This is a genomic window from Ottowia sp. VDI28 (assembly GCF_049532675.1).
Taxonomy (GTDB): Bacteria; Pseudomonadota; Gammaproteobacteria; order Burkholderiales; family Burkholderiaceae_C; genus Ottowia.
On record NZ_CP149820.1, the window covers coordinates 4,420,200 to 4,445,545 of the forward strand.

The 25,346-nt window shown below is 58.9% G+C and carries 24 protein-coding genes and 1 pseudogene; 24 read left to right on the forward strand and 1 reads right to left on the reverse strand.

The features are described from left to right. Positions 1–16: 16 nt before the first annotated feature. From WJU18_RS21035 to WJU18_RS21120, 18 genes and pseudogenes are all read left to right on the forward strand, one after another. Complete coding sequence (locus WJU18_RS21035; protein WP_423455384.1) at positions 17–334, forward strand: transcriptional regulator; 318 nt, start codon at positions 17–19, stop codon at positions 332–334. Continuing rightward, positions 321–614, forward strand: a complete 294-nt coding sequence (locus WJU18_RS21040) for a BrnA antitoxin family protein (RefSeq protein ID WP_423455385.1) — start codon at positions 321–323, stop codon at positions 612–614. Before WJU18_RS21035 ends, WJU18_RS21040 begins: the two co-directional genes overlap by 14 nt. A gap of 97 nt (positions 615–711) precedes the next feature. Further along, positions 712–894 carry a hypothetical protein gene (locus WJU18_RS21045; RefSeq protein WP_423455387.1) on the forward strand — a complete coding sequence of 61 codons (183 nt, stop codon included), beginning with the start codon at positions 712–714 and terminating at the stop codon, positions 892–894. Positions 895–1,198: 304 nt separating this feature from the next. Further along, complete coding sequence (locus WJU18_RS21050) at positions 1,199–2,011, forward strand: ABC transporter permease (protein ID WP_423455389.1); 813 nt, start codon at positions 1,199–1,201, stop codon at positions 2,009–2,011. Then, positions 2,008–2,679, forward strand: a complete 672-nt coding sequence (locus WJU18_RS21055) for an ABC transporter ATP-binding protein (RefSeq protein WP_423455391.1) — start codon at positions 2,008–2,010, stop codon at positions 2,677–2,679. Before WJU18_RS21050 ends, WJU18_RS21055 begins: the two co-directional genes overlap by 4 nt. After that, positions 2,676–3,806, forward strand: coding sequence for a chain-length determining protein (locus tag WJU18_RS21060; protein WP_423455392.1), 1,131 nt, complete (start codon positions 2,676–2,678; stop codon positions 3,804–3,806). Before WJU18_RS21055 ends, WJU18_RS21060 begins: the two co-directional genes overlap by 4 nt. A gap of 45 nt (positions 3,807–3,851) precedes the next feature. Continuing rightward, the gene (locus WJU18_RS21065) at positions 3,852–5,594 is read left to right on the forward strand and encodes a polysaccharide biosynthesis/export family protein (RefSeq protein WP_423455394.1); all 1,743 of its coding nucleotides are present in this window, start codon (positions 3,852–3,854) and stop codon (positions 5,592–5,594) included. Between the two features lie 15 nt (positions 5,595–5,609). Next, positions 5,610–6,737, forward strand: a complete 1,128-nt coding sequence (locus WJU18_RS21070; RefSeq protein WP_423455396.1) for a right-handed parallel beta-helix repeat-containing protein — start codon at positions 5,610–5,612, stop codon at positions 6,735–6,737. 56 nt (positions 6,738–6,793) lie between these two features. Then, positions 6,794–9,070 carry a glycosyltransferase gene (locus WJU18_RS21075; protein WP_423455398.1) on the forward strand — a complete coding sequence of 759 codons (2,277 nt, stop codon included), beginning with the start codon at positions 6,794–6,796 and terminating at the stop codon, positions 9,068–9,070. Next, positions 9,063–9,728 (forward strand): acyltransferase, encoded by a 666-nt coding sequence (locus WJU18_RS21080; RefSeq protein WP_423455400.1) that lies wholly within the window; start codon positions 9,063–9,065, stop codon positions 9,726–9,728. Before WJU18_RS21075 ends, WJU18_RS21080 begins: the two co-directional genes overlap by 8 nt. Beyond that, on the forward strand, positions 9,718–10,539 hold the full coding sequence (kdsA, locus tag WJU18_RS21085) for a 3-deoxy-8-phosphooctulonate synthase (protein ID WP_423455401.1): 822 nt from the start codon (positions 9,718–9,720) through the stop codon (positions 10,537–10,539). Before WJU18_RS21080 ends, kdsA begins: the two co-directional genes overlap by 11 nt. Positions 10,540–10,586: 47 nt before the next feature. Then, a pseudogene (gene kdsB / locus WJU18_RS21090) lies at positions 10,587–11,297 on the forward strand (3-deoxy-manno-octulosonate cytidylyltransferase); the annotation flags it as partial. Beyond that, entirely contained in the window at positions 11,286–11,861 is a 576-nt protein-coding gene (locus WJU18_RS21095; protein WP_423461066.1) for a KdsC family phosphatase, read from the forward strand. The pseudogene kdsB and the gene WJU18_RS21095, both read left to right, overlap by 12 nt. Before the next feature lie 31 nt (positions 11,862–11,892). Continuing rightward, positions 11,893–12,870 carry a KpsF/GutQ family sugar-phosphate isomerase gene (locus tag WJU18_RS21100; RefSeq protein ID WP_423455403.1) on the forward strand — a complete coding sequence of 326 codons (978 nt, stop codon included), beginning with the start codon at positions 11,893–11,895 and terminating at the stop codon, positions 12,868–12,870. Between the two features lie 91 nt (positions 12,871–12,961). Then, the gene (locus WJU18_RS21105; protein WP_423455405.1) at positions 12,962–13,924 is read left to right on the forward strand and encodes a hypothetical protein; all 963 of its coding nucleotides are present in this window, start codon (positions 12,962–12,964) and stop codon (positions 13,922–13,924) included. A gap of 123 nt (positions 13,925–14,047) precedes the next feature. After that, the gene (locus WJU18_RS21110) at positions 14,048–16,024 is read left to right on the forward strand and encodes a capsular polysaccharide biosynthesis protein (protein ID WP_423455407.1); all 1,977 of its coding nucleotides are present in this window, start codon (positions 14,048–14,050) and stop codon (positions 16,022–16,024) included. Between the two features lie 78 nt (positions 16,025–16,102). Further along, entirely contained in the window at positions 16,103–16,789 is a 687-nt protein-coding gene (locus tag WJU18_RS21115) for a hypothetical protein (protein ID WP_423455408.1), read from the forward strand. After that, positions 16,684–17,604: a hypothetical protein gene (locus tag WJU18_RS21120; protein WP_423455410.1), complete on the forward strand. Its 921-nt coding sequence runs from the start codon at positions 16,684–16,686 to the stop codon at positions 17,602–17,604. Before WJU18_RS21115 ends, WJU18_RS21120 begins: the two co-directional genes overlap by 106 nt. 7 nt (positions 17,605–17,611) lie before the next feature. Here WJU18_RS21120 and WJU18_RS21125 read toward each other — a convergent pair whose 3' ends face one another. Next, on the reverse strand, positions 17,612–18,586 hold the full coding sequence (locus WJU18_RS21125) for a Bug family tripartite tricarboxylate transporter substrate binding protein (protein ID WP_423455412.1): 975 nt from the start codon (positions 18,584–18,586) through the stop codon (positions 17,612–17,614). A 229-nt stretch (positions 18,587–18,815) separates the two neighbouring features. On the opposite strand from WJU18_RS21125, the gene WJU18_RS21130 reads away from it, so the two are divergent. From WJU18_RS21130 to WJU18_RS21155, 6 genes are all read left to right on the forward strand, one after another. Further along, on the forward strand, positions 18,816–19,604 hold the full coding sequence (locus WJU18_RS21130) for a crotonase/enoyl-CoA hydratase family protein (protein WP_423455414.1): 789 nt from the start codon (positions 18,816–18,818) through the stop codon (positions 19,602–19,604). Positions 19,605–19,647: 43 nt separating this feature from the next. Next, positions 19,648–21,546 carry a feruloyl-CoA synthase gene (locus WJU18_RS21135; RefSeq protein WP_423455415.1) on the forward strand — a complete coding sequence of 633 codons (1,899 nt, stop codon included), beginning with the start codon at positions 19,648–19,650 and terminating at the stop codon, positions 21,544–21,546. A 20-nt stretch (positions 21,547–21,566) separates the two neighbouring features. Beyond that, on the forward strand, positions 21,567–22,814 hold the full coding sequence (locus tag WJU18_RS21140; RefSeq protein WP_423455417.1) for a thiolase family protein: 1,248 nt from the start codon (positions 21,567–21,569) through the stop codon (positions 22,812–22,814). A 25-nt stretch (positions 22,815–22,839) separates the two neighbouring features. Continuing rightward, positions 22,840–23,604 (forward strand): SDR family NAD(P)-dependent oxidoreductase, encoded by a 765-nt coding sequence (locus WJU18_RS21145; RefSeq protein WP_423455419.1) that lies wholly within the window; start codon positions 22,840–22,842, stop codon positions 23,602–23,604. A 68-nt stretch (positions 23,605–23,672) separates the two neighbouring features. Continuing rightward, positions 23,673–24,083 (forward strand): acyl-CoA thioesterase, encoded by a 411-nt coding sequence (locus WJU18_RS21150; protein WP_423455421.1) that lies wholly within the window; start codon positions 23,673–23,675, stop codon positions 24,081–24,083. Positions 24,084–24,153: 70 nt separating this feature from the next. Beyond that, entirely contained in the window at positions 24,154–25,293 is a 1,140-nt protein-coding gene (locus WJU18_RS21155; RefSeq protein ID WP_423455423.1) for an ABC transporter substrate-binding protein, read from the forward strand. Positions 25,294–25,346: the final 53 nt, after the last annotated feature.

Consider the following 25,346-nt stretch of genomic DNA (forward strand, 5'->3'; position numbering starts at 1 on the left):
TGCATGTACAATAAATATGTTCACGGTCATTGAAACACGTGAATTCAATGCGTGGTCTCCCAAGGTTTGGTCAGACGATGAGCGCTTTGAATTCATCAACTGGATTGCCGTAAACACTGAGGCTGGGGAGGTCATCCCGGGTTCTGGCGGTCTGCGTAAGGTCCGCTGGATACGTGCAGGCATGGGCAAACGAGGCGGTGCTCGCGTAATTTACTACCTACGCGACCATCGAGGCGAAGTTGTTCTGCTTCTGGTCTACGCCAAAGCGAAGTTTGACAACATCAGTACCGACGTACTCAAGACCATCAAGGAGAAGTTCGATGCCCAAAACTAGAGATCCAGAAATTTTGGAGTTCGAGGCAGCGCTGCTCCGTAGCGTGGATCAAGCCGTGCGCGGCAAGTACGGTGCAACGCATACGCCAGCTCAAATTGCAGCCAGAAAGCCTGGGCGCCCTGTCGGCTCCCGAAAGAGCAATCCCAAAATCCCCACCACCATCCGGTTCGATCCGGACGTGATCGCCGCCCTGAGAGCGACTGGCGCCGGTTGGCAGACACGTGTCAATGATCTAATCCGCGCAGATATCCAGGCAGGGCGGCTCAAAGCAAACCTATAGCCGCACAGCAAGGGCGCCCCTCGCCGCGCAGGGGTGTGGCCCTCAGAAGCGAGACATCTCGACAGAGCGCTGAACACTCAACCGCTGCATCGCATCGATGTCGGCATTCTTAGGGCGTGAGCACGTCCTGAACGCGCAGCAACAACGCTTCGCTGCGGAGAGAGACTTTTATCGCGCTAAGGTCGATCTGCTGCTGGCCACGATCCGCCTCAAGGCAACCAACGGTAGCCTTGTGGAGGGCGATCTGATGCCCATTGAGCAGCTCCTGCTCAGCCATTGAGCGCGCGCCCACACTGAGTTGCGGCCCGTTGAACGCCTGTGCACGGCTGGCACCGGGCGGCACCACTGTTCATCGTAAATTGAAACATCTTCGAGTAATACCAAAGGATATCAAGATATTTCAAAAAAACTCAATTGCCGGCAAATTTAATCTAATATGTAATATTACGTCCAAATAAAAACCAATGAAACATGCTGCTTATATTTATTACAAATTTATAATAAAAAGCGGTTGATAGAATGCGCCCGGTTTTGTGATTGGACTCATTGTCCGCCCAAATTATTTGGCGGCTTGAGCCCCCACTATGGAATCTATTCAACGCCGAGATATATCAACTGCTCCCCGAAATTTTCTAGCCATCACCCTGGCTGTCTGGAACGCACTTTTTCTTCGTGAGGCCGTCGCCCGCCTGAGCTCCTCCCGAGGTGCGTGGGTTTTGATTGTGCTGGAGCCGGTTCTGCACACGGCTTTTCTTCTGCTTATTTACACGGCGCTCCGAACCCGTTCAGTGGCTGGTGCGGATCTGGTGGTCTGGCTGGTGATAGGCCTGACCGCTTACTTCACCGCACAAAATATATTCCAGCGGCTCATGGGGGCCATTGATGCGAACAAGGCCTTGTTCGCCTACCGGCAGGTACGTCCTATCGACACGCTTATCGTCCGCGCAAGCCTGGAGACTTTCCTGGGCTTGATTGTGCTGATCGTATTCATGGCGATTCTTTCCCTCTTTGGATACTCCGTCATCCCAGACGATCCATTGGAAACCATGGCCGCCTACTTTGGCTTGATCCTCTGCGCGTTGGGAATTGGTTTACTGCTTTCCGTGGTTACCTATCTGGCCCCGGAAGGTAACAATGTAGCCTCCTTCATATTCAGGCCTCTCTACCTGATATCGGGCGTGATATTCCCGATTTCGTCCATTCCGGTCAAATACCGGGACTGGATTTTTCTGAATCCCATTGCACATGGCCTGGAACTCTTGAGATCCAGCTTTTTTCCGGTTTATCACGCGGCGCCGGAAGCCAATTTCTATTACCTCTATGGGTTTGCGTTTGTGTCCATTTTCCTGGGCATGGCCCTGCAGGTGCGCATGGCCCGGAGGTTGAGGTCTCAATGATCATTGTGGACGACATACACAAGCGCTACCGCACTCCGCATGGCGTGAGCCGCTGGGTTCTTGAAGGAGTGAGCTTCGCCATTCCCTCCAACCTGAACGTCGGCTTGGTGGGGCGCAACGGCGCCGGCAAATCCACCTTGCTCAACCTGATTGGCGGTGTGGACACCCCTACGCGCGGTGCAATCGAGAGGCGTTGCCGCGTTTCCTGGCCCATGGGCTACGGCGGCGGCCTGCAAGGCTCGCTGACGGGGCGCCAGAACGCCAAATTTGTCTGCCGGCTCCACGGTTTTGGCATGCCTGACGCCATGGCCGAAAAAATTGCCCAGATCGAGGATTTCGCCGAACTCGGCGCGTCATTTGACGAACCGGTTCGCACCTATTCCTCTGGCATGAAATCCCGCCTGCAGTTCGGTCTTTCCCTGGCGTTTGATTTCGATGTTTATATATCGGATGAAGCAACTTCGGCCGGTGATGCCGCTTTCCGCAAGAAAGCCTCTCAAGCCTTCAAGAAAATTGCCGATCGTTCCGGTTTGATCATGGTTTCCCACAACGACGGCACGCTGCGCGAATTCTGCCAAGCCGGCATCTGGCTGCATGGCGGCAAAGCTTATTGGTTCGACAGTATTGAAGATGCGTTGAAAAGCTACAAGGAAAGTACTTCTGCATGACCCGGTCTTTTAAAAATCAGCGCTTCCACAATTTGGGCCAAACCCTGTGGCGAACAAAAATTCTGGCAGTCGCACTTATCGCCTCCTTGCTGGCCGCCGTGTACTGGGGACTGATTGCCTCGGACCGGTACGTTTCCGAAGCACGCATATTGATTCAGCGCACGGATATGTCTGCGTCCCGGGCCGTGGACTTCAGTTCACTGCTCAGCGGAGGTGACGGCATATCCCGTGCCGACCAGATGCTTCTGCGCGACCGCCTGCTCTCAGTCGACATGCTGCAGAAACTGGATCAAGAACTGAATCTGCGCGAACACTACAGCAACCACGGTCACGATTTTCTATCGCGCATGTTCTTCAAAGACGCGCCGATGGAATCATTTCATCAATATTTTCTATCGCGCGTCAGTGTTGATTATGACGAATATGCAGGTGTGCTGGTCGTGCAAGCTCAGGCTTACGATTCATCCACCGCTCAAAAAATCACCCAGGCATTGATCAAGGAAGGTGAGCAATACATGAACAATGCGGGCCACCAATTGGCCCAGGAACAGGTCAATTTTCTGGAAAAGCAAGTCAAGGAACGTGAAACCCTTGCACTCAATGCCCGCCAGGAACTCCTGAGCTTCCAGAATGCTAAAGGACTCATCTCGCCGCAATCCGCCGCCGAGAACCTGGCAGGCGTCGTCAACAAGCTGGAAGAGCAGTTGAGCGAGTTGAGCGCGCGCAAGACCGCCCTGCTGGGCTATCTGGCACCGACCGCGCCAGCGGTCGTGGAAGTCGATCTGCAGATCAAGGCCGTGGAAAAGCAGATCAAGACCGAAAAGGCGCGCTTGACTGGCGAGAAGGGGCAATCCCTGAACAAGACGGTAGAGGAATACCAGCGCCTGCAACTGGAAGCGGACTTCATGCAGGCGGCCTACAAGAGCGCATTGGTAGCCCTGGAGAAAGGCCGCGTCGAGGCCACTCGCACGCTGAAAAAGGTGCTGGTCCTGCAAAGCGCCACGCTGCCGGAGTATCCCCTGCGGCCCAGGCGCCTCTACAGCATCGTCACATTCCTTATTGGCGCCCTGCTGCTTGCGGGCCTGCTCCATCTGCTGACAGCCATCGTGCGTGATCACCGCGATTGATTGATCCGCGACCTCTCATCCTTTCCCCATTTCCGGATACCCACCATGCATCGTTTGCTTGCCAGTTGCTGCTTCAGTTCGGTGGCTTTGCTCGGCGTGATAACGCCACTTCATGCCCAGACCAATTCTGATCCGCTTCACCTTCAGGGCCCAGCCCGCAAGGATGATGCTGCTCGCCCATCAGCAGCTTCGGCATCCGAGGAGGCGAAGAGCACGGAGCAGGCGGCCGCCATGCAGGCGCCCACCCTGCCCCAGGCGCCTCAGACCGCCGACTACACCGCCAACCTCAACAGCGACGTGTTTGGCGCCAACCTGTTCACCGGCAATTTCGCTCGCTCGGGTGCCACCCAGTTCAACCCTGACTATCTGGTCGCGGTGGGAGATCGCATTCATATCCGGCTCTGGGGTGGCTTTACGTTTGACGAAGTCGTCACGGTAGACCCCAAGGGCAACATCTTCCTGCCTCATGTGGGCCCGGTCAAAGTCGTGGGCATTGCCAACAAGAAACTCCAGCAGCAGGTGGAAGCGGCTTCCCGGCGCATCTTCCGGGCCAACGTCTACAGCTACGCCAGCCTGGCCACGGCACAGCCCGTGCGCATCTTCGTCGGCGGCAACGTGATGCGCCCCGGCCTATACAACGGCACCAGCATGGACAGCATGCTCAACTACCTGGATCAGGCGGGTGGCATAGATCCCGAGCGCGGCAGCTACCTGGCGGTGCAGGTCAAGCGCGGCACGGCCGTGCGCGCCACATTCAATCTCTACGACTTTCTGCTCAGTGGCCAGTTGCCTCTGCTGCAACTCAATGACGGCGACGTGATCTTCGTGCCGCCTGCCCGCAACAGGGTCAGCGTGACCGGCCTCGTGAACAATGCCAAGCGCTTCGAATTCACCGAAGGGGCTGAAACCGTGGCCGAGCTCATGCGGCTGGCCAAGCCCAAGGCGCAGGCCACGCATGTCCGCATCATGCGCAATACCGGCACGGTCAGAAACTCCGAGTACTACCCCCTGCAGGATGCCAATACGCTGACGCTGCAAAACGGCGATGAGCTGGAGTTCACCGCGGACAAAAAGCCTGGCACGATCACCGTCCGAGTAGAAGGCGAACACCAGAACGCCCAGGAATATGTGGTGCCCTACGGCTCGCGGCTGGGCGCGCTGATGCAGTCCATTCAAACCCTGCCTGACGCGGAACCTGAAAGCATCCAGCTCTTCCGCCAAAGCGTCAAGGCGCGCCAGAAGGAAGCGCTGGCCACCAATCTGCGCAGCCTGGAAACCGCCGTGCTCACCGCCCGCAGCGGTAGCGACGGTGAAGCGCGTCTGCGCAAGGACGAGGCTGACCTCACTTTGCAATGGATCGAGCGCGCCAAGAAAATCGAACCCAGCGGCCAGGTGCAAATCGCCCAGGCGAGCGAGCGGAACAATCTCCTGCTCGAAAACGGCGATGTGATCCGCATCCCCCGCAAGGATGGCCTGGTCCTGGTGAGCGGTGAAGTGCTGTTCCCCAATGCTGTGGCGTTCGACAGTTCGCTCAGTCTCAAGGGCTACATAGACCGGGCTGGCGGATTGACACAACTCGCGGACAACGCGCGAGTGGTCGTGGCACACCGCGACGGAGCCTTCGAGCAGGTCGATATGGGCAGGATTTTTGGCGACGCCTCCATCAAGGCCGGCGACCAGATTCTGGTGCTGCCCAAAGTGGATCAGAAGAAGCGCCAGTTCTGGAAAGACATGACGCAGATCCTGTTCCAGATCGCGGTGAGCGCCAAAGTAGCCCTGGGGCTGTGACCCATGCGGAAACTCATGCTGGCCACCTCCCTGCTCCTGCTTTGGGGCGAAGCGCCTGCCGCGCCTGCCAATACGCCCGTCCTCAAGGACAAGGAGAACGCTTGCTGGGACAAGAGCGTCGAGATCCAGGGAAAGGTTTCGATGGCAAAGACCTGCACTGCCCAGGGAACGGTCTTCATCAACAGCTCCAACACCAGCCTGGATTGCAACGGCGCCACCATCGACCTGCAACGGCAGTTCGACAACGGGCTGGTGATCGATTCCGAAGGAAAGAAGCTTGAAAACGTCCAGGTTCAAAACTGCGTTTTCAAGAACTCCAAGTTCAGGACCGTTTATATAGGCTGGAATGCGCCTGACCGGGAAAAGGAGGAAGGCAATTCGAGGGAGAAGCTATATGAAGTGACCCCGCGAAAAATCAATCTCATCAATATTTCAATAGAAAACCCCGGAAGCTCAGGAATATATATTGACGACTACGTTCAGGAAACCGTCATAGACAAGGCGCGCATAGAAAACTCGCCCGCCATGGCGGTCTATTTTGAACACAGTTCAAAAAACAACACGCTCCGTGGCTCTCAGATCATCAACGCCGGCAGCAGAGATAAGCGTGAAGCGGTTTCCATTGATTCATCGAGCAACAACACGATAGAGTCAAACACTTTCACCAACAACAAATACGGAGCGGTTTTTCTTTACCGGAACTGCGGAGAAAAATTCAGCAGGGATAAAAACCAGGTTCTGAGGTGGATGCCCACGGCGGGAAACATCATCAAATCCAACCAGATCAGCGGAAGCAAGGTAGGTGTCTGGATCGCCTCCCGCCAAAGCGTGGATCAAAAGAATATTGGATGCGGGATTGGTTATTACGGTGACAAAAAATACGCATTGGATGATGTCAAGAACAATACCATCGAAGGCAATACATTCGAATCGTCCGACATTGGTGTGATCGTCGAAGATGACGACAACAAGGTCACCGGCAATCAATTCAAAGATATCTCCAAAATTGCCATTCGTGTCGGGACACCCATGAGAAGCAAGTATCTGGGGAAACCGGTCAAAGGCACAGTAGTTGAGCAGAACAGGAATTCTTCGAGCGCACCTACGGTCAGGTACATGTGGGGTAGTCAAGGCACTCAATAATTTATCTCCCATGACATCGGACACCGTTGACATGACAAGCATTACCGGATTTGATTATGAAAATTGACTTCGCACAGAATCACCCGCCAAAGAAGCTGGAAATAATTATTCCATTCAGGTGGACCAACAAGAGAACAGACCTGTACGAAAGGATCAAGTTCTCCTTTTTGGATTCACTGCTCCCCGACTGCGTTGGCGTGACCGTTTCTGACGATGGTTCTCCGCTGGAAGTCAAGGAATACATGGAGCGGGTATGCCGGGAGAACGGTATCAACTATGTGTATACCTACTCTGAATACTCCCCCGTCTGCATGAGCAGGGCACGCAACAATGCAGTGACCCATGTCGAGTCTGATTTCATTCTTTTTCAGGATGCCGACCTGATACCTTACAAAGGTTTTTACCGGGATGTCCTGATTGAGATTGAAGCCCAGAGGATCACCCAGGACAGCGCCAACTTCCTGATGTTCGGTGTGGTCTACCTGACCAAGGAGGCTACCCAGGCTTTCTTTGAAACCCCTGAAGATTACCGGAAGAACGTATATTTCAATTATTTCCTTGAAGATGATTCAAGTGTCGTTGAAAAATTTTCCACCGGCACATCGGTTACGCTCTTTCATCGCCATTATTACCTGAGCCGTGGAGGCTATGACGAAGATTTCGTGGAATGGGGCTACGAGGATCTCGAGTTCAACTTGAGGTGCATTCGCGCGCTCAAGAAATTTCCGCTGCCGGAGAATTTCATGAAGGATATAGGCACCTTCAGGAATATTGACCGGTATGAAGGCTGGAAAAGCATCTATCGGCTTTTTGGCGACCTGACCTTCAACAAGGGAATGGTGATGTTTCATGCTTGGCATGAAATAGACAATGACTCCTCTTACATGAAGAAGAAGGCGGTCAACGGTGAATTGTTTGTCAAGAAGATCAAGGGCTTCCTGAGCCATGGGGCTGAGCCTCAGCCTCTGGCGATGATGGAGCGCGGAAGAACCCTGTGCTTCTCGGCGACCAATCCTTTTATTTTCAACCGGAAGACAGCCCCCTTCTTCGGCGAAGTCCTGGTCGCGAATGAACTGGAGCTTGATGCAAGCTCCATCAAGAGCTATGTCAGGGAAAACAATGTCAGCCGCATTCTTTTTCACAACCCTTATGCCAATGAGCATAGACTGAAAATATTCAACGCCGTCAAGAAGTACAAAATCCCCTTTCTTATTTCCGAGAGAGGTGCCTTGAGAGATTCAGTCTTCTTTGACGACACGGGCTTCAATGCGGACAGCACCAGGTATGACTATCGGTACTGGTCCAAAGACCTGACGGAGCGCCAGTATGCGCATGTCAAGAGCTATATTCTTCATGAGAAAAGTATCGATGCCTCACTGGAAGATCAGCCCGCGCGCATAGGAGTGGATGCTCTTCGGCGCAAGCTGGGGATCCAACGATCCAAGAAAGTGGTTTTCGTACCGCTTCAACGGCCTAGCGATACAGTGATCAAGTTCTTTACCCAGCAAATTGGCGGGTATGACAATTTTCTGCAGGTCATCCGCGAAGCGGCTGAAAGGCTGAAGAACGAATATGTTTTCGTCTTGAAGCGCCACCCCTTGGAGCTCGAAACCCCCAAGGTGGACGGCGTCATCTATGCCGATGAAACGAATGTCAAGGATCTGCTGGAGCTGGCCTCTACGGTCTATATCCTGAACTCCGGAGTCGGCGTGCTGGCTTTGATGTATGGCAAACAGGTCATCATTGGGGGTGAAGCCTTCTATGAATCGGACAAGCTGGTTTCAAAGGCTTGCACGAGCGACGAACTGATTGCATCCATCAGAAAAGGCGATACGGCCTCTGAAGATGACAAGATCAAGTTCATACACTACCTGATTTCCGAATTTTATTCATTCGGTCATTTTGAAACCAGGAAAATTCCCTGGGAAGGTGGAGGCAATATGACCATCACCTCAAAAATTGATTTCTATCAGATCAGGATTCCTGCCCTCGCAGAAAGTAATTACCTCCGCTCACGGGAGCTTTTCAAGCGGTCTTCAGTCATTTTTGACAGATACCGTGCGCCCCCGCCCGTGGCGAAACCTGCTGTACCTGCTCCGGCGCCTGCCGCTCAAGGTGAAAAATTCACAAAACCAGCTCAGGCGCCCCAAAAAGCCGGCACGGGAAACGCCTTGATCGTTGTTGATGCCAAGCCGGAACAGATCAACAAGGAAGCAGGATCAACCAAGAAGAAACTGAAAAAGCTCAAGGACAATCCACGCAGATTTTTCCAGGATTCGAACAGTATGGTCGTCAGAAAAATTGGCAGCCTCATGGGATACAGGAATGAATGAAATCATTCATGGGTTGGAGCTCAACAGATCGTTGGGCGATGTTTCCATAAAACAAAAAGAATCCAAATTCAATGCTGTTCAAGTGATTTCCGGGAAAGACCATCAAGGAAACTCCGTCGATTTTGGCTACAGAAGCATCTTCAACAACCTGATCATCCACTTCAAGGGATCAGGAAACACCTTGAGCATAGACCGCCATTGCCGCCTTTCCGGCAGATTTGTTTTTGATGGAGACGATCAAAAAATCACCATCCAATCAAATACCAGTTTCGAAGGCGTACATTTGCTCGCCTCCGAAGGCGCTCACATCAAAATCGGCGCCGATTGCATGTTCTCTTATGGCATTGAGATACGTAACTCCGATTCTCACGGCATTTACGATCTCAAGACAAAGAAAAGAATTAATTTCCCGGAAGATATACAGATCGGGAATCATGTATGGCTGGGAATGGGCGTCTCGGTATTGCCCGGCGTCAGGATCGCGGACGGCTGCATCGTGGGCATGAAATCCGTGGTCACCAAGGGCCTGACTCAAAGGAATGCGGTTTATGCCGGCATTCCTGCCAAAAAAATACGTGACGACGTCGTCTGGTCCCGCTACAAGGGTGACGAGTTCCCTCAGGAAGTCATTGACCGATTGGAAGCATATGAAAATTGATAACTCAAGTCCGTTCTGCCTTCTGGGCGGTGTCAACGTCATGGAAGATCTTGACTTCGTGCTCAAGTGCGCGGATCACTACGTCAAGACCACCGCCAAGCTGGGCATTCCCTACGTTTTCAAGGCCAGCTTCGACAAGGCCAACCGTTCCTCCATCCACTCCTACCGGGGGCCTGGATTGGAAGAGGGTTTGCGCATTTTTGAAGCGGTGAAGAAGGAATTCGGCGTTCCCGTGCTGACGGACGTGCATGAGCCCTGGCAAGCGGCGCCCGTGGCCGAGGTCGTGGACATCCTGCAACTGCCCGCCTTCCTCGCGCGCCAGACAGATCTGGTGGTGGCCATGGCCAAGACGGGCAGGCAGATCAACATCAAGAAGCCGCAGTTCCTGAGCCCTTCGCAGATGCTCAACATCGTGGAGAAATTCAAGGAGGCGGGCAATGACCGCCTGATGCTGTGCGACCGCGGCACCTGCTTCGGCTACGACAATCTTGTCGTGGACATGCTGGGCTTCGGCGTGATGAAGAAGGTGACCGGCAACCTGCCGATCATTTTCGATGTCACGCACGCGCTGCAACAGCGTGACCCGACGGCCGGGGCATCAGGCGGGCGCCGCCAGCAGATCGTCGAGCTCGCGCGCGCCGGTATGGCCACCGGCCTCGCGGGCTTGTTCCTGGAAGCGCATCCCGACCCGGACAAGGCCAAATGCGATGGCCCGAGCGCCCTGCCCTTGCACCTGCTGGAGCCTTTTCTGGCCCAGATGAAGGCGGTGGATGATCTGGTGAAATCCTTGACTCCCCTGGAGATTGCTTGATCCACGATCAACATGGCGGCCATCCAGCCGCGGCATCTCCCACGGCGGTGATCGTGATTCCCGCCCGGCACGACTCGACCCGCCTGCCTGGCAAGCCCTTGGCGCTCATCGCCGGCAAGCCGATGGTGCAACACGTGTACGAACGTGCCTGCCAGGTCGCGGGTACGCGCGCCGTGCTGGTGGCTACGGACGATGAACGCGTGGCTCTGGCGGTCCGGGAATTCGGGGGCCAATGCGTGATGACCTCTCCAGACCATCCGTCAGGCACGGACCGGTTGGTGGAAGTCATGGCGCAGGTCCCCGCGGATATCTACGTGAACCTGCAGGGCGATGAGCCCCTGGTGCGTCCGGAGGACGTGCAGATGCTGGTCAATGGCATGCTGGCTGACACCAGTGTGGCGGTGGGCACCTTGTGCCACCCCATCGATGCGCACGAAGCCGTGAATCCGAACACGGTGAAGGTTGTGCGTGCGGCCGGTGGTGATGCGCTGTACTTCAGCCGTTCACCGATTCCGTATCCGCGCGATGCGGAAGCGGCGCGCTACTTCAAGCATGTGGGCGTGTATGCCTACCGGCGAGAGGTGCTTGCCTGCTATGCGAGCCTGCCGCAGCCCATGATGGAGGCGGCGGAAAAGCTGGAACAATTGCGTCTGTTGGCGGCAGGTCTACGCATCCGCACCTTCGTGGTGGAACCCACAGGGCCGGGTGTCGACACGCCCGCCTGCCTGGAACGCGTGCGCTGCCTGATGGAGGGGCGAGATCCCGATCTGGATCCCGATCCAGAGCCCACGCTCGCGGATGTGCGCCTGGTGATCACGGATGTGGACGGCGTGCTGACTGACGGCGGGCTGCTCTACAACGCCGAGGGCGAGTGCCTCAAGCGCTTCCATGTGCGCGATGGCCTGGGCATGAAGCTGCTGGAAGAAAGCGGCGTGCGCGTGGCCGTTCTGTCGGGCCGGGATTCAGCGCCGCTGCGCAAGCGTGTGGCCGATCTGGGCCTCACGCTGTGCCTGTTCGGCGTCAAGGACAAAGCCACCGCTTGCCGGCAACTGATGGCGCAGGCCGGCGTGTCGGCGGCGCAGACAGCTTGCATAGGCGACGACAGCATCGATCTGCCGGCCTTTGCCGCATGCGGCCTGAGCTATGCGGTACCCGATGCGCCTGAGTATGTGCGCCACGCGGCAAGTGGTGTGTTGCATACCTCCGGAGGGCGTGGCGCCTTCCGCGAACTGGCGGATGCCATTTTGGCGGCGCAGGGCAGACAGGCCGTGCTGGGCTCTTCGGAGGCCTATGCACAGGTGATGTCCGCGATGGCGCAATGATGAACCGGATGATGAGAGGTCAAGTATGGATATGAGTAACCACGGGGCCGGCGACGCGTCGGTCATCGCGCAGGAAACGCTGGACATCGAGATCGAAGCCTTGCAGCGCATGCGCTCGCGCATGGATGCCCGTTTCAACCACGCGGTGGAAATCGTGCTGACCATGAAAGGCCGGGTCGTGGTGGTGGGCATGGGCAAGTCCGGCATCATCGGCCAGAAAATCGCCGCCACGTTGGCGTCGACCGGAACACCCGCGTTTTTCGTGCATCCGGGCGAGGCCTTCCATGGCGATCTGGGCATGATCAGGCCTGTCGATGTGGCCCTGCTCATCTCCAACTCAGGCGAGACCGAGGAGGTATTGCGCATCCTGCCTTTCCTGGAGCATCAGCAGAACCAGATCATCGCGCTGACAGGCGGCATGGAATCCACCTTGGCTCAGCACTCGCACGTGGTGCTCGATGTCGGTGCCGAGCGGGAAGCCTGCAAGAACAACCTGGCGCCCACCAGTTCCACCACCAACACGCTGGCCATGGGGGATGCCCTGGCCGTGGCCCTGACGGTCAAGCGGGATTTCCAGCCCGAGGACTTCGCACGCTTTCACCCAGGCGGCAGCCTGGGGCGCCGCCTGCTCACGAGGGTGTGCGATGTGATGCAAAAAGGGCCACTGCCGGTCTGCTTGCCGGAAGCCTCTTTTCGTGATGTGGTCACCTCCATCACCGACGGGAGAATGGGTCTGACGCTGGTGATGGACGGGCAGGATCTGCGCGGCATCATCACCGACGGCGATCTTCGCCGGGCATTCGAGGCCCAGGAAGATGTCAATCAACTGACTGCGGCGCAGATGATGTCGCCCTGCCCGTTGACGATCGATCAGCACATGCGCTTTGCCGAGGCAGAAGCCTACATGCGGGATGAAGAGGTCAGAGCCCTCGTGGTGCAGGATGAGGAAGGGCAAACCATAGGCGTCCTCCAGATCTATGACATCAAGAACGAAGAACTGTCGGTTTGATTAGGGTGTGTCGTCAACTAAAACCCCCTAGACCGTGATCAAGGCTGTCGTTGTCTCCACCAATTTTCGCAACACCGAGAATTGGCTGCCTGTGTTCGAAAAGATCATCGAAGACGGCGGGCGGTGCAAGGCCATTTACTTCCCCTGGAACGGCGATGACTCGTTCCATCGGATGAATGACCTGAAGATTCCGGTGCAATGCAAGCTGGAAATATCAGCCTTGAGCAACGCCGCGCTGCCTGAGGAAGAGCTCGATCGCGTACTGGCCCAGCATATCGGCGAGGAGGATGTCGTGTTCCTTTGCGACATGCAGTCCTACCCCTCTTCAAAGATCCATGAAATCCTGCTGAATCGTGAACGCCGGCCATTGGTCGTCGGACTTCAGCATGGCCTTTTTCAATCCTGGTGGCTGTACAACAGGAATTTTTGCGCCGACTATCTTCTGTCGTTCAACAAAAGAGCGGCCTCCTCGATATTTCCTGCGTACAGGAAAAGAGTTTTCCCCGTAGGCCTGCCCAAGCTGGACCGCCTGGCCAACCTGGCCACCGCCGATGGCGGGTATGTGCTCTACCTGGCGCAGAAGTACCCTGAAGCCCATCTGGTGGAAGGCGTTCTGCAGGAAATGGAGAAGGAATTTTCCATTCCGGTTTTCGTGAGGAACCATCCTCAATACCCGGAGGAAGTGCGGCACGCCGGAGCACGGGAAATGCCGCTGATCAATGGCAAGCCCATTGCAGACTGCAGCTATGAAGAACAGATCGCCAACGCGAGCTGGGTACTGACTTCCCACTCCACGGGCGGGCTGGAAGCCCTGTACCTCAAGAAAAGCGTCGTCCTGCTTCCCAATCATGGGCTGACGGCCTGGCCAGACTACCCTGGCGTGGCGTTCGATATTTCCGCCAAGGCCATTTTTCATGCCTTGGGCAGAACGAAAGCCTATCGGCAGGATGTTGATCTATTCCTGAAAAACGCCATGGAGTCCAAATACAGAAGCCATACCAAAAGCGCCCTTTCCACGATTTACGCACTCGTGGAAAAGGCCCGGTCTTTCTAGGTCGCCACCTTCTGCCAAGAAGATGCGGATTGGCTTTTTTCACGGGGAATCGCCCGGATCCCCTGCCTCGCGCAACTGGTGGGTGACGAGGTACTCGCACTCCATCGTTGGAGAGGTGCGCAAGTGGATGCGATCGCCGGCTGGGGCCTTCGCCCCGGCGCGCAAGCAGCACGCCGGTATGCCCAGCACCATGGACTTCCCTATGTTGCGCTGGAAGACGGCTTTGTCCGGTCCTTTGGCACTGGACGAATCTTTCCGCCTCTGTCCCTGGTCCGGGACGAAGAAGGCATCTACTACGATTGCACCGGCCCCAGCGCCCTGGAGAACCTGCTCAGCAGCGACGCCAGATGGCAGACGCAGGATGCGGAGGCAGCCCGCCGGGCGCTCGGGCAACTGCTGCAACTGGGTTTGAGCAAGTACAACCACGCGCCGGATGTGCTCCCCGGCCTTCTGCGTACGGGCGATTCGGTTCGGATCCTTGTGGTGGATCAGACCGTAGGCGATATGAGTGTCGCCTTGGGGGGAGCCGACGCGCAGAGCTTTCAATCCATGCTGCAAGCCGCGCGGGATGAGAATCCCGGCGCCACCATGTATGTCAAGACGCACCCGGAAGTCAGCGCGGGCCACAAACAAGGGTATCTGACCGACGTGCAGCCGGATGCCCGCACAGTGCTGCTGCGCGATGCGGTCAATCCGCTCGGCCTGCTCGGCTCGATGGACAAGGTGTATGTGGTCAGTTCCGCCATGGGCTTCGAAGCCCTCCTCGCAGGCAAGCCCGTCATCTGTTTCGGCGTGCCTTGGTATGCGGGTTGGGGTGTCACGGATGATCGCCAGCCGCGGCATCCGGCGCTTTTACGGCGCGCGGGCCGGCGCCGCAGCGTGGAAGAGCTGTTCTCAGCCGCCTATCTGCACTACGCGCACTATCTGAACCCTGAAACGCGGCAGCGCGGCAGCGTGTTCGACGTGCTGGATTGGCTGGCACGCCAGCGCGAGATGGCGCAGCGCTTTTCGGGCCGGCTGATTCTGGTGGGCTTCCGGCGCTGGAAGGCGGCCCAGGTCAAGGCCATGCTCGAACTCCATGCGGGCCAGGTCGTGTTTGCCGGGGACGCCGCCGCGGCCGCGGCGCTGCAGCCCGCCGAAAACGATCACCTGATCTGGTGGGGAGCCACGCCGCCCGAGGGCGTGCGGGAACTGGCCCAGGCCACCGGCGTTCGCGTGCTGAGGATGGAGGACGGCTTCGTACGCTCGGTAGGATTGGGGTCTGACTTGATTCCGCCGCAATCCTTCGTGCTGGATGCCGCCGGGATTTACTTCGACCCCAGCCAACCGTCCGAACTGGAGATCCTGCTCAACACGCAGGTGTTCACACTGCAAGATCTGGAGCGTGCGCGGAATGTCCGCGCCTTCATCGCCCGGCACGGCATCACCAAGTACAACCTGGAGCCCCGCATGGCCGTGCAATGGCCATCAGATGGCCGGCAGGTCGTGCTGGTGCCGGGACAGGTGGAAGACGATGCGTCCATCAGATTCGGCTGCGACGCACAAGGAGTGCATACCAACCTGGGTTTGCTGGCTGCGGCACGTGACATGTTTCCTGATGCCTTTATTGTTTTCAAGCCGCATCCAGATGTGATCAGCGGCAATCGCCGGGGACACGTGGAGCCGGCCCAGATCCTGCATCACGCCGATCACATCGAGCCGAAAGCCTCCGTGGTGAGCTGCATCGACGCCTGCGATGCGGTCGTGACCATGACCTCATTGGCCGGCTTCGATGCCCTGCTCAGAGGCAAGCGGGTGGTGCTGCATGGCCGTCCGTTCTATGCGGGCTGGGGCTTGACCGAGGACATGCTGCCGGTGCCCCGCCGCAGCCGCGTGCTGTCTCTGGACGAACTGGTAGCGGGCGCGCTGCTCCACTACCCGCTGTATTGGGATCCTTTGCTCAAGGGCTACACCACCTGCGAAGCCGTGCTGCGCCGTTTGCTGGAGGAACGTACAGCGTTGGAGAACCGAGGACATCTGCGCCTGCTGCGCACAGGCTGGCTGCGGCGGCAGGCGCGCAAGAGCCGCGTGCTGCTTCGCGCCTGGCTCTCCAACGGTTGATCCTCACTTCCTACTCTTTACTCTTTATTTCAACTGCTTTTCCTGATGATCGCGCAACTTGCGTGAAGCTTGCGGAACGTGAACAAACTCAAAACAATCACGTGGCATGAGCAGCGTCTTTACGGCCTCAATGGTCGTCATGAGACCACTGCGGAGGCTTGCCACTCTTCCACTAAACACAAGGCCAGCGGCTTTGCAGGCAAGCGCATCTTGCTGCTGCAAGGGCCCGTTGGTCCTTTCTTCTGGAACCTCGCCAAGGACCTGCGATCGGCGGACGCAACCATCTTCAAGTTCAATTTCAACGCAGGAGATTGGCTGTTTTATCCGCGCGGCGCGTCTTCATTCCGAGGAGAACTGCCGCAATGGCCTGCCGTGCTGGAAGCGTTCATCGTGGAGCACCAAATAGACGCTGTGCTGATCTTTGGCGATTGCCGCCCCGTGCATCGCTGCGTCCCGGCACTGACGGAGCGTCTGGGCTGCGCACTGGGCGTGTTCGAGGAAGGCTACCTGCGTCCTGACCATGTCACGTTCGAACCCAGAGGCGTGAATGGACACTCCAACTTCCATGAACATCTGGCGGCAAGGCTCAAGCAACGCTCGCGGATGGGATTGGCCCTGTCTTCGCATGCGCCCGTGCCATCCGGGAAGCCCTGGAAAAAGTGGGCAACTCGTTCGGGCACGCCGCCACGTGGGGATTTATTTACTTTTTCGTGGCGTGGGTGTGGCAATGGCACTGGAACAATGCGCTCCATCACCGGCGCATGACGGCACGAGATGCCCCCTGGTGGTGCCTGAGTTACCTGCGCAAGCTCTGGTATCGCCATGCCGAGAAACAGGCGGGATCCTCCCTGCTGCACGGGAATCTGCGGAGAAAGTTCTTCCTCGTTCCGCTGCAGGTCTACAACGATCCCCAGATTCTGGTTCACTCGGATTTTGAGGGCGTCGCCGATTTCATCGGCCACCTCATGTGCTCTTTCTCGCATGCCTTGGCCAGGGAACAGACTGAAGGTCTGCCGGAGAGCGGCCGCTCCATCGCCGGCGACGTGCTGGTCTTCAAGCACCATCCCATGGATCGCGGCCACAGGAACTACGCCAGGATCATCCACCGCCTTTCTCAGCGCTACGGCCTTGAGGGGCGAGTTCTCTACATCCACGATCAGCACTTGCCTTCATTGCTCAAAAGCGCGAAAGGCGTTGTGCTGGTCAACAGCACGACCGGACTCTCCGCCTTGGGTCACGGCGCGCCGGTCAAGGTCTGCGGCAAAGCGCTTTACGACCTTCCCAAGCTCACCTACCAAGGGCCGCTCAAGGACTTCTGGTTCCTGAGCCAACAGGCCAAACCGGATAAAGCCGTCCTGCTGCGGTTTCGCGATGCCCTGATCGAATGCACGCAACTCAACGGCAGCTTCTACCGAAAACTCCCGGATGTGCCCTGGCAATGCGGCGTTGCCCTGAATGGACGGATGGCTCCACGTTTATGGCGCAGCGGCCATCTGACAAACCCTGCGTGCTGGCCGGAATGTGGCGAAACACAAGCGCCAGCCCACGAGTGGGCTGGCGGTCATCTGGGGGATTGCTAGCGGGCTCCTATTGCCGCTCGATCTTCGCTCGCGTAATCACTTCACCCCAACGCTGAATATCGCTGTTCAGCATGGTGGCGGCATCAGCAGGTGTACCGGGATGCGGATCGAGGTTGAGCGCTTCCAGCTTCTTGCGTACATCGGCATCATGCAGGGCGGCATTGATCTCATGATTCAGACGCTCCACCACAGCTTGAGGCGTTTTCGAAGGCACGGCCAAACCGTTCCAGGAGGCGGCATTGAGGTTCTTGACGCCTGCTTCCTGCGCGGTGGGCACATCAGGCAGCACGCGTGAGCGCTTGGCGCCCGTAACCGCCAACGGGCGCAGGGCCTTGCCCTGGATCTGAGACAGCAGTGGGCTCAGGATGTCCAACCCTGCCTGGATCTGCCCGCCGCGAATAGCGGTAATGACATCCGGCGTGCCCTTGAACGGCACGACCTGGGCATCGATCCCCGCCGCAGTCTTGAACAACTCGGCAGCCAGGTTTTGCGTGGTGCCAATGGCAGGCGTGCCGATATTGAGCTTGCCAGGGTTGGCCTTGGCCCAGGCGACCAGATCGCCCAAGGTCTTGAATTCACCAGTGGGTGAACTCACGATGACCAGGTCGAAAGTGGCCAATGGCGCCACGGGTGTGAAATCCTTGCGGGCATCAAAAGGCAGCGATTTGAACAGCGACTCGCTGACAGCTGTGCCGCTGGAGATGAGCAGCATGGTGTAGCCATCGGCCGGCGCATTCGCCACCGCCTGGCCGGCCACCACTCCGCCAGCCCCAGGACGGTTGTCGATCACCACCGGTTGGCCGAGGCCCTTGGCCATTTTTTCGCCTACGGTACGCGCCGTGAGATCCGCCGCGCCGCCGGGCGCATTGGGAACGACGATGCGGACAGGCTTGTTGGGGAAAGCCGCTTGCGCCCAAAGAGCGGCAGGGGTAAATACGATGGCGCAGGCCAATGCGCCGGTCAGCAGGAAGTGGCGTCTCATGATGATCTCCTTTGTTTCTTTGTACAGCCTCATTTTTGCATGACGGCTACACATTCATGGCAAGGGCAGTTGCGAAGGCAAGACGCTTGAGCCCGGCAGCGCAGAAGGAGCGTCATCCGCTCGGGGTCTCGTCCATTAATACAAGGGTAAACACCTAGAAATAAATTGCGCCTACCGCTTGAATTTGATTATTTTAAATAATCATAATCACCCATTGCTGGAGATATGGATGACGAAGAATTTCAAGGACCTTTCGCTGGAAATCCGTGGAGATGAGAAAGAAATCGCCCTGATTCGCCTGACCCGCGGAGCCAAGCGCAACGCGCTGTCCGATGGGCTGATCCTGGCTATCCGCGACACCTTCCAGAACCTGCCGGATACGGTGCGTGCCGCGGTGATTGACGGCGAAGGCGAGCATTTCTGCGCTGGCCTTGATCTTTCCGAGCTGAAAGAGCGCGATGCCGGACAGGGCATGCTCCATTCACGGCTCTGGCATTCGGCCTTGGAGTGCGTGCAGCATGGACCGGTGCCGGTCATTGCCGTGCTGCATGGCGCGGTGGTTGGTGGCGGGCTGGAGTTGGCGAGCGCAGCCCACATCCGCGTGGCCGATGACAGCACTTTCTACGCGCTGCCCGAAGGCTCGCGGGGCATCTTCGTCGGCGGGGGCGGCTCAGTGCGCATCCCCAAACTGATCGGCGCTTCACGCATGCTGGACATGATGCTCACGGGCCGTGTCTATAACGCCCAAGACGGCGAGCGGCTTGGCTTCGCGCAATACCTGGTGCCTGCGGGACGGGCGCTGGACAAGGCCCTGGAGTTGGCCGCGCGCATCGCCCAGAACGCGCCGCTCACCAATTATTCGCTGATGCATGCCCTGCCCCGCATTGCCGAGCAGCCGGCTGATCATGGCTTCTTCACCGAAGCGCTGATGTCGGCCATTGCGCAGTCGGCGCCCGAGGCAAAGGAGCGCGTGCGCGCTTTCCTCGAAGGACGAGCGTCCAAGGTGCAGAAGGCCTGAACGAGCGACGTCAAGTCAACCACACAATGAAGCGAGACTCTGCGTGACAGCCCCCGAAACCGCCCAAGCTCAACCCAAATACCGCCCCCTCGACTTCGGTGTAACCCGCGTGACCACGCGCGAAGGCCAAGATGGTGCGCAATACCTGGCCGCCGACATGGCGCTGGACTCGTTCAGCGAGCGCATGTCCGACCGCCTGGTTCACTGGGCGACCACCACACCGGATGAAACCTTTGTCGCGCAGCGCGAACGGGGACAGGATGGATCGCTGGGTGAGTGGCGCCGCGTCAGCTACGCCCAGGCGCTGGATGCCGCGCGCCGCATTGGCCAGGCGCTGCTGGATCGAGGCCTTTCGGACGAGCGCCCCGTCATCATCCTGAGCGACAACAGTATCGACCATGCCCTGCTGGCCCTGGGTTGCCTGTACGTGGGCATTCCGTATTGCCCTGCTTCACCGGCCTATTCCACCATCAGCAAGGACTACGGCAAGCTGCGCCACGTCATCAACACGCTCACGCCCGGCCTGATCTGGGCGGACAACGGCGAACGCTATGGCGCTGCCATTGCCGCCGCCGCGCCGGCCGATGCGGAAATCGTGCTCTCCCAGCAGGCCGGCCACGCGCATCTGCAAGGCCGCGCGTCGACCCCGCTGACTGCCCTGCTGGCCACCGAGCCCACGCCCGCCGTCGACGCCGCCCAAGCGGGCACGGGGCCGGACACCATCGTCAAGTTCCTGTTCACCAGCGGCTCGACCAAGCTGCCCAAGGCGGTGATCAACACCAACCGCATGTGGTGCTCCAACCAGCAGCAGATGCGGCAGTCGATGCCGATCCTGACCGAGGAGCGGCCGGTGCTGATCGACTGGCTCCCCTGGAACCACACTTTCGGGGGCAACCACAACGTGGGCATGGTGCTGAACAACGGCGGCACGCTCTATATCGATGAGGGCAAGCCCACGCCGGCGCTGGTAGGCGAAACGCTGCGCAACCTGCGCGAGATCGCGCCTACCATGTACTTCAACGTGCCGACCGGCTTCGAAGCCATTGCCAACGCGATGAAGACCGACGACACCCTGCGCCGGAATTTTCTCTCGCGCGTGAAGATGTTCTTCTACGCCGGTGCGTCTCTGGCTCAGCCCGTGTGGAACTCGCTGTTCGAAAGCGCGGAGCGCGAAGTGGGGGAGCGCATCGTCATGGCCTGCGGTTTCGGCATGACCGAATCCAGCCCCTACGGTCTGTTCCCGACCAGCCCGGACATTCGGGCCGGCGATCTGGGCCTGCCCACGCCGGGCATGGAATGCAAGCTCGTGCCCCTGGCCGGCAAGACCGAGTTGCGCTACCGCGGCCCCAACATCACTCCCGGCTACTGGCGCGCGCCAGAATCCACGGCAGAAGCTTTCGACGACGAAGGCTTCTTCTGCACCGGGGATGCGGTGCTGTGGATCGACCCGGCCGATCCGCACGCCGGCCTGCGCTTTGATGGCCGCATCGCGGAAGACTTCAAGCTCGCCACCGGCACCTTCGTGAGCGTGGGCCCGCTGCGTGCCCGTGTGATCGCGGGTGGCGCGCCCTATATCCAGGATGTGGTGCTCACCGGGCTGGACCGCAAGGAAGTCGGCGCGCTCGTGTTCACCACGCCCGCCGTGCGCACCCTGACCGATCTGCCCGCCGATGCGCCTCTGGCTGATGTGCTGGCCGATCAGCGCGTGCTGGCGAAATTCCAGAGCCTAGCGACCGATCTCTCGCTGACCGCCACCGGCAGCGCCAATCGCGTCACGCGCCTGATGCTGATGTCGGAGCTTCCCTCGATTGACAAGGGCGAGATCACCGACAAGGGCAGCATCAACCAGCGCGCCGTGCTGAAGGAGCGCGATGCGCTTGTGCAGGCGCTGTATGCGGAAACGCCAGGGCATACCGTCATCAAGCCCTCCGCGCAACCATGACATCTACGCAAAGGAACAGCATGAAAACCAAGGGATTCTTCTCCGCCTTCGACGACGTCTGGATGCTCGATGGCGTGCGCACACCGATGGTCGACTACTGCGGCGCCCTGGGGCATATATCGCCCACCGATCTGGGTATCAAGGCCGCGCGCGAAGCACTCAAGCGCACGGGTGTGTCTGCGGCCGATATCGGCTCGGTGGTTTGCGGCAACATGGCGCCGGGCGACTTTGACCAATTCTTCCTGCCGCGCCACATTGGCCTGTACGCAGGTGTGCCGGTCGAGGTACCAGCCATCATGGCGCAGCGCATCTGCGGCACAGGGTTCGAATTGTTCCGGCAAGCGGGCGAGCACATTCAAGGCGGCGCGTGCGAAGCGGCGCTGGTGGTCGGCACCGAGAGCATGACGCGCAACCCCATCGCCTCGTTCGACAACCGCACAGGCTTCAAGCTCGGCGCGCCAGTGGGCTTCAAGGACTACATGTGGGAGGCGCTGAAGGATCCGGCCGCCGGCATCAACATGATCCAGACGGCGGAAAATCTGGCGAAGAAATACGGCATCACGCGCGAGCAGGTGGATGAATTCGCTTCGGCCTCGTTCGCCAAGGCCGTAGCGGCGCAAGAAAGCGGCTTCCTGGCCGGCGAGATCGTGCCCGTGGCCACCGAGAAGTTCGAGCTTGAAGGCTACAAGCCGCGCGGCATCCGCCTGCAAGGCAAAGTGACCGAGGTGGCGCATGACACGCATGCGCGTCTTTCACCGGTTGAGGTGCTGGCCAAGCTGAAGCCGGTCTTCGAAGGTGGCGTGCAAACCGGCGGCAACTCTTCTGCTCTGGTCGACGCTGCCGCCGCCGCCGTGGTGGCCTCGGGCGCTTACCGCAAGGCTTCAGGGCGCCCGGCCCTCGCGCGCGTGGTGGCGGCAGCCGCTGTCGGCGTTCCGCCCGAGATCATGGGTATCGGCCCGGCGCCGGCCATTCGCCTGCTGCTCGAACGCACAGGCCTGAAGCTGGAGGACATTGGCCGCTTCGAGATCAACGAGGCCCAAGGTGCGCAGACGCTGTCGGTCGCCAAGGACCTCGGGCTTGATCTGGCCAAGCTCAACGTCAATGGCGGTGCGATCGCGCTGGGGCATCCGCTCGCGGCCACGGGCGTGCGATTGACGATCACCGTCGCACGGGAAATTCAGCGCGCGGGTTTGAAGTACGGCATTGCGTCGGCTTGTATTGGTGGCGGCCAAGGCATTGCGCTGCTGCTGGAGAACCCGGCGGTTTGAGGCAACCCATCGTAAGGAACACATCATGAAGATCGAAGGAAAAGCAGCCCTGGTCACGGGCGGAGGCTCCGGCCTGGGTGAAGCCACCGCGCGCGAACTGGCCCGCCTGGGCGCCAAGGTGGCCGTGCTGGATCTGAACATCGATAACGCCCGCCGGGTGGCGCAAGAGATCGGCGGGATCGCGATTCAGACCGATGTGAGCAACGGCCCCAGCATGGAAGCCGCGTTGGCCGAAGCCGCTGCAGCGCATGGTTCTGCACGCATCCTCATGCAGATCGCCGGCATCGGCACAGCCAAGCGCGTGATCGGCAAGGACGGCAGCGCCGCTTCGCTGGAAGACTTCGCCAAGGTGATCAATGTCAATCTGGTCGGCACCTATAACGCCGCACGCCTCTTTGCCGCGGCGGCCGCCAAGCTCGACCCCATGGAAGACGGCGAACGCGGCGCCATGGTCTTCACAGCCAGCGTGGCCGCATTCGATGGCCAGGTAGGCCAGCAAGCCTACAGTGCTTCCAAGGGCGGTGTGGTCGGCATGACGCTGCCGATGGCGCGCGATCTGGCGCAACACGGTATCCGCGTCTGCACCATTGCGCCCGGGCTGTTCGCCACGCCGCTGATGCGCACACTGCCCGAACCGGTGCAGCAATCGCTGGCGGCTTCGATCCCCTTCCCTTCCCGTCTGGGCAAACCCGAGGAATTCGCCGAACTGGCCTGCCACATCGTCACCAACGGCCATTTGAATGGCGAGGTCATCCGGCTTGATGGCGCCTTGCGCATGGCACCGAGGTGACTACGGGTTGAGGGCGGAAATTCAGCGAAACTACGCCCCCACCCTCTGCTCGATTCTCAACCACCCCTATGAAGACTACCGTTTACGACGTGAAAGTGATGTTCGGCGACTGCGATCCGGCCGGCATCGTGTTCTTTCCGAATTTCAGCAAATGGATGGATGCGTCCTCGCTCGACTTCTTCGTGCAGTGCGGCATCCCGCCCTGGCGGGAGCTGAGGAAGACCACCGGCATCATCGGTACACCACTGCTGGAAATCCACACCAAATTCATGCGCCCGGCCACCTATGGCGACCTGCTGCATGTGCACACCTGCGTGGAAACCTGGAATGCCAAGACCTTCGTGCAGAAGCACACGGTCATGAAGGGCGACGAAGTGCTGTGCGAGGGCCGTGAAACACGCGCCTTCTGCATTCACCCCGAAGGCGGCCGGCTGCAGGCCATACCGGTGCCTGATTTCATCAAGGAAGCCTGCTCCTGACCGGCGGCCCATGTCCATTCATTGCCACTCGTTTCAATCATCACCCAACCACAACCAAGGAGACAAAACGATGACCCGCTTCAAGAAACATGCGCTCGTAGCCGCCGCCGCGCTGCTGGTGACCGGCAGTGCACTGGCCGACATCACGATCGGCGTGGTCGCGCCCCTGACCGGACCTGCCTCTGGCCTGGGCATTCCAGCCGGCAACCAGGTCAAGCTCTGGCCCAAGCAGATCGGGGGTGAGAAGCTGAACGTGATCCTCATGGACGACGCCAGCGACCCGACCCAGGGCGTGACACACGCCAAGCGCTTCGTCACGGCCGACAAGGTGGACATCATCATGGGTTCGGTCGCCACGCCGGTGGCCGCGGCCATCGCCCAAGTGGCCGAGGAATCGGCCACGCCGCAAGTAGCATGGTCGCCGGTGGCGCTGCCGGCTGGCAAGGACAAGTGGGTGTTCCGCCTGCCCCAATCCAACGCGGTCATGGGCCACGCCATCATCGATCACATGAAGCGCCAGGGCATCAAGACCGTGGGCTTCCTCGGCTATAGCGATGCCTATGGCGAGACCTGGCTCAATGACTTCAAGCCACAAGCCGAAAAGGCAGGCATCAAGCTCGTGGCAGTAGAACGCTTCGCTCGCGCCGACACCAGCGTGACCGGCCAGGCGCTCAAGCTGGTCTCTGCCAATCCCGATGCCATGCTGGTGGTCGCCTCGGGCTCCGGTGCCGCGATGCCGCAAATGGCCTTGATGGAACGGGGCTTCAAGGGCAAGGTCTATCAGACCCACGCCGCCGCCACGCGCGATCTGATGCGGGTGGGCGGCAAGCAGGTGGAAGGCAGCTTCGTGGTTTCCGGCCCCGCGGTGCTGGCCGAACAACTGCCTGATTCGCACCCTTCGAAGGGCGAAGCGATCAAATTCGTGCAGCAATATGAGAAGGCTTACGGCCCAGGTTCCCGCAACCAGTTCGCTGGTCATGCCTATGACTCGATCCTGATCATGGAAAAGGCCGTGCCAATCGCGCTCAAGAAGGCCAAGCCCGGCACACCTGAGTTCCGCGCCGCGCTGCGCGATGCTTTTGAAGGCATGGGCAGTACCGTGCTCGCCCACGGTGTGCTGAACTGGACGCCGCAGGATCACTGGGGTTACACCAACGACACCGGTGTGATGATGCGCGTGACGAACGGCGAGTTCAAGGTCGAGAAGTAATTTCTGGACGGCCGTGGTTGGACTCCGGCTTACGCCGGAGCCAGCTGTCCGGG

Bases quoted from the DNA above. Each gene is read 5' to 3' on its own strand.
- WJU18_RS21065 (WP_423455394.1), top strand. From the start codon at position 3,852: ATGCATCGTTTGCTTGCCAGTTGCTGCTTCAGTTCGGTGGCTTTGCTC.
- WJU18_RS21145 (WP_423455419.1), top strand. From the start codon at position 22,840: ATGAAGATCGAAGGAAAAGCAGCCCTGGTCACGGGCGGAGGCTCCGGC.
- WJU18_RS21035 (WP_423455384.1), top strand. From the start codon at position 17: ATGTTCACGGTCATTGAAACACGTGAATTCAATGCGTGGTCTCCCAAG.
- WJU18_RS21055 (WP_423455391.1), top strand. From the start codon at position 2,008: ATGATCATTGTGGACGACATACACAAGCGCTACCGCACTCCGCATGGC.
- WJU18_RS21075 (WP_423455398.1), top strand. From the start codon at position 6,794: ATGAAAATTGACTTCGCACAGAATCACCCGCCAAAGAAGCTGGAAATA.
- WJU18_RS21080 (WP_423455400.1), top strand. From the start codon at position 9,063: ATGAATGAAATCATTCATGGGTTGGAGCTCAACAGATCGTTGGGCGAT.
- WJU18_RS21040 (WP_423455385.1), top strand. From the start codon at position 321: ATGCCCAAAACTAGAGATCCAGAAATTTTGGAGTTCGAGGCAGCGCTG.
- WJU18_RS21125 (WP_423455412.1), bottom strand. From the start codon at position 18,586: ATGAGACGCCACTTCCTGCTGACCGGCGCATTGGCCTGCGCCATCGTA.
- WJU18_RS21140 (WP_423455417.1), top strand. From the start codon at position 21,567: ATGAAAACCAAGGGATTCTTCTCCGCCTTCGACGACGTCTGGATGCTC.
- WJU18_RS21150 (WP_423455421.1), top strand. From the start codon at position 23,673: ATGAAGACTACCGTTTACGACGTGAAAGTGATGTTCGGCGACTGCGAT.
- WJU18_RS21060 (WP_423455392.1), top strand. From the start codon at position 2,676: ATGACCCGGTCTTTTAAAAATCAGCGCTTCCACAATTTGGGCCAAACC.
- WJU18_RS21045 (WP_423455387.1), top strand. From the start codon at position 712: ATGTCGGCATTCTTAGGGCGTGAGCACGTCCTGAACGCGCAGCAACAA.
- kdsA (WP_423455401.1), top strand. From the start codon at position 9,718: ATGAAAATTGATAACTCAAGTCCGTTCTGCCTTCTGGGCGGTGTCAAC.
- WJU18_RS21155 (WP_423455423.1), top strand. From the start codon at position 24,154: ATGACCCGCTTCAAGAAACATGCGCTCGTAGCCGCCGCCGCGCTGCTG.
- WJU18_RS21050 (WP_423455389.1), top strand. From the start codon at position 1,199: ATGGAATCTATTCAACGCCGAGATATATCAACTGCTCCCCGAAATTTT.
- WJU18_RS21100 (WP_423455403.1), top strand. From the start codon at position 11,893: ATGAGTAACCACGGGGCCGGCGACGCGTCGGTCATCGCGCAGGAAACG.
- WJU18_RS21130 (WP_423455414.1), top strand. From the start codon at position 18,816: ATGACGAAGAATTTCAAGGACCTTTCGCTGGAAATCCGTGGAGATGAG.
- WJU18_RS21070 (WP_423455396.1), top strand. From the start codon at position 5,610: ATGCTGGCCACCTCCCTGCTCCTGCTTTGGGGCGAAGCGCCTGCCGCG.
- WJU18_RS21095 (WP_423461066.1), top strand. From the start codon at position 11,286: ATGGAGGGGCGAGATCCCGATCTGGATCCCGATCCAGAGCCCACGCTC.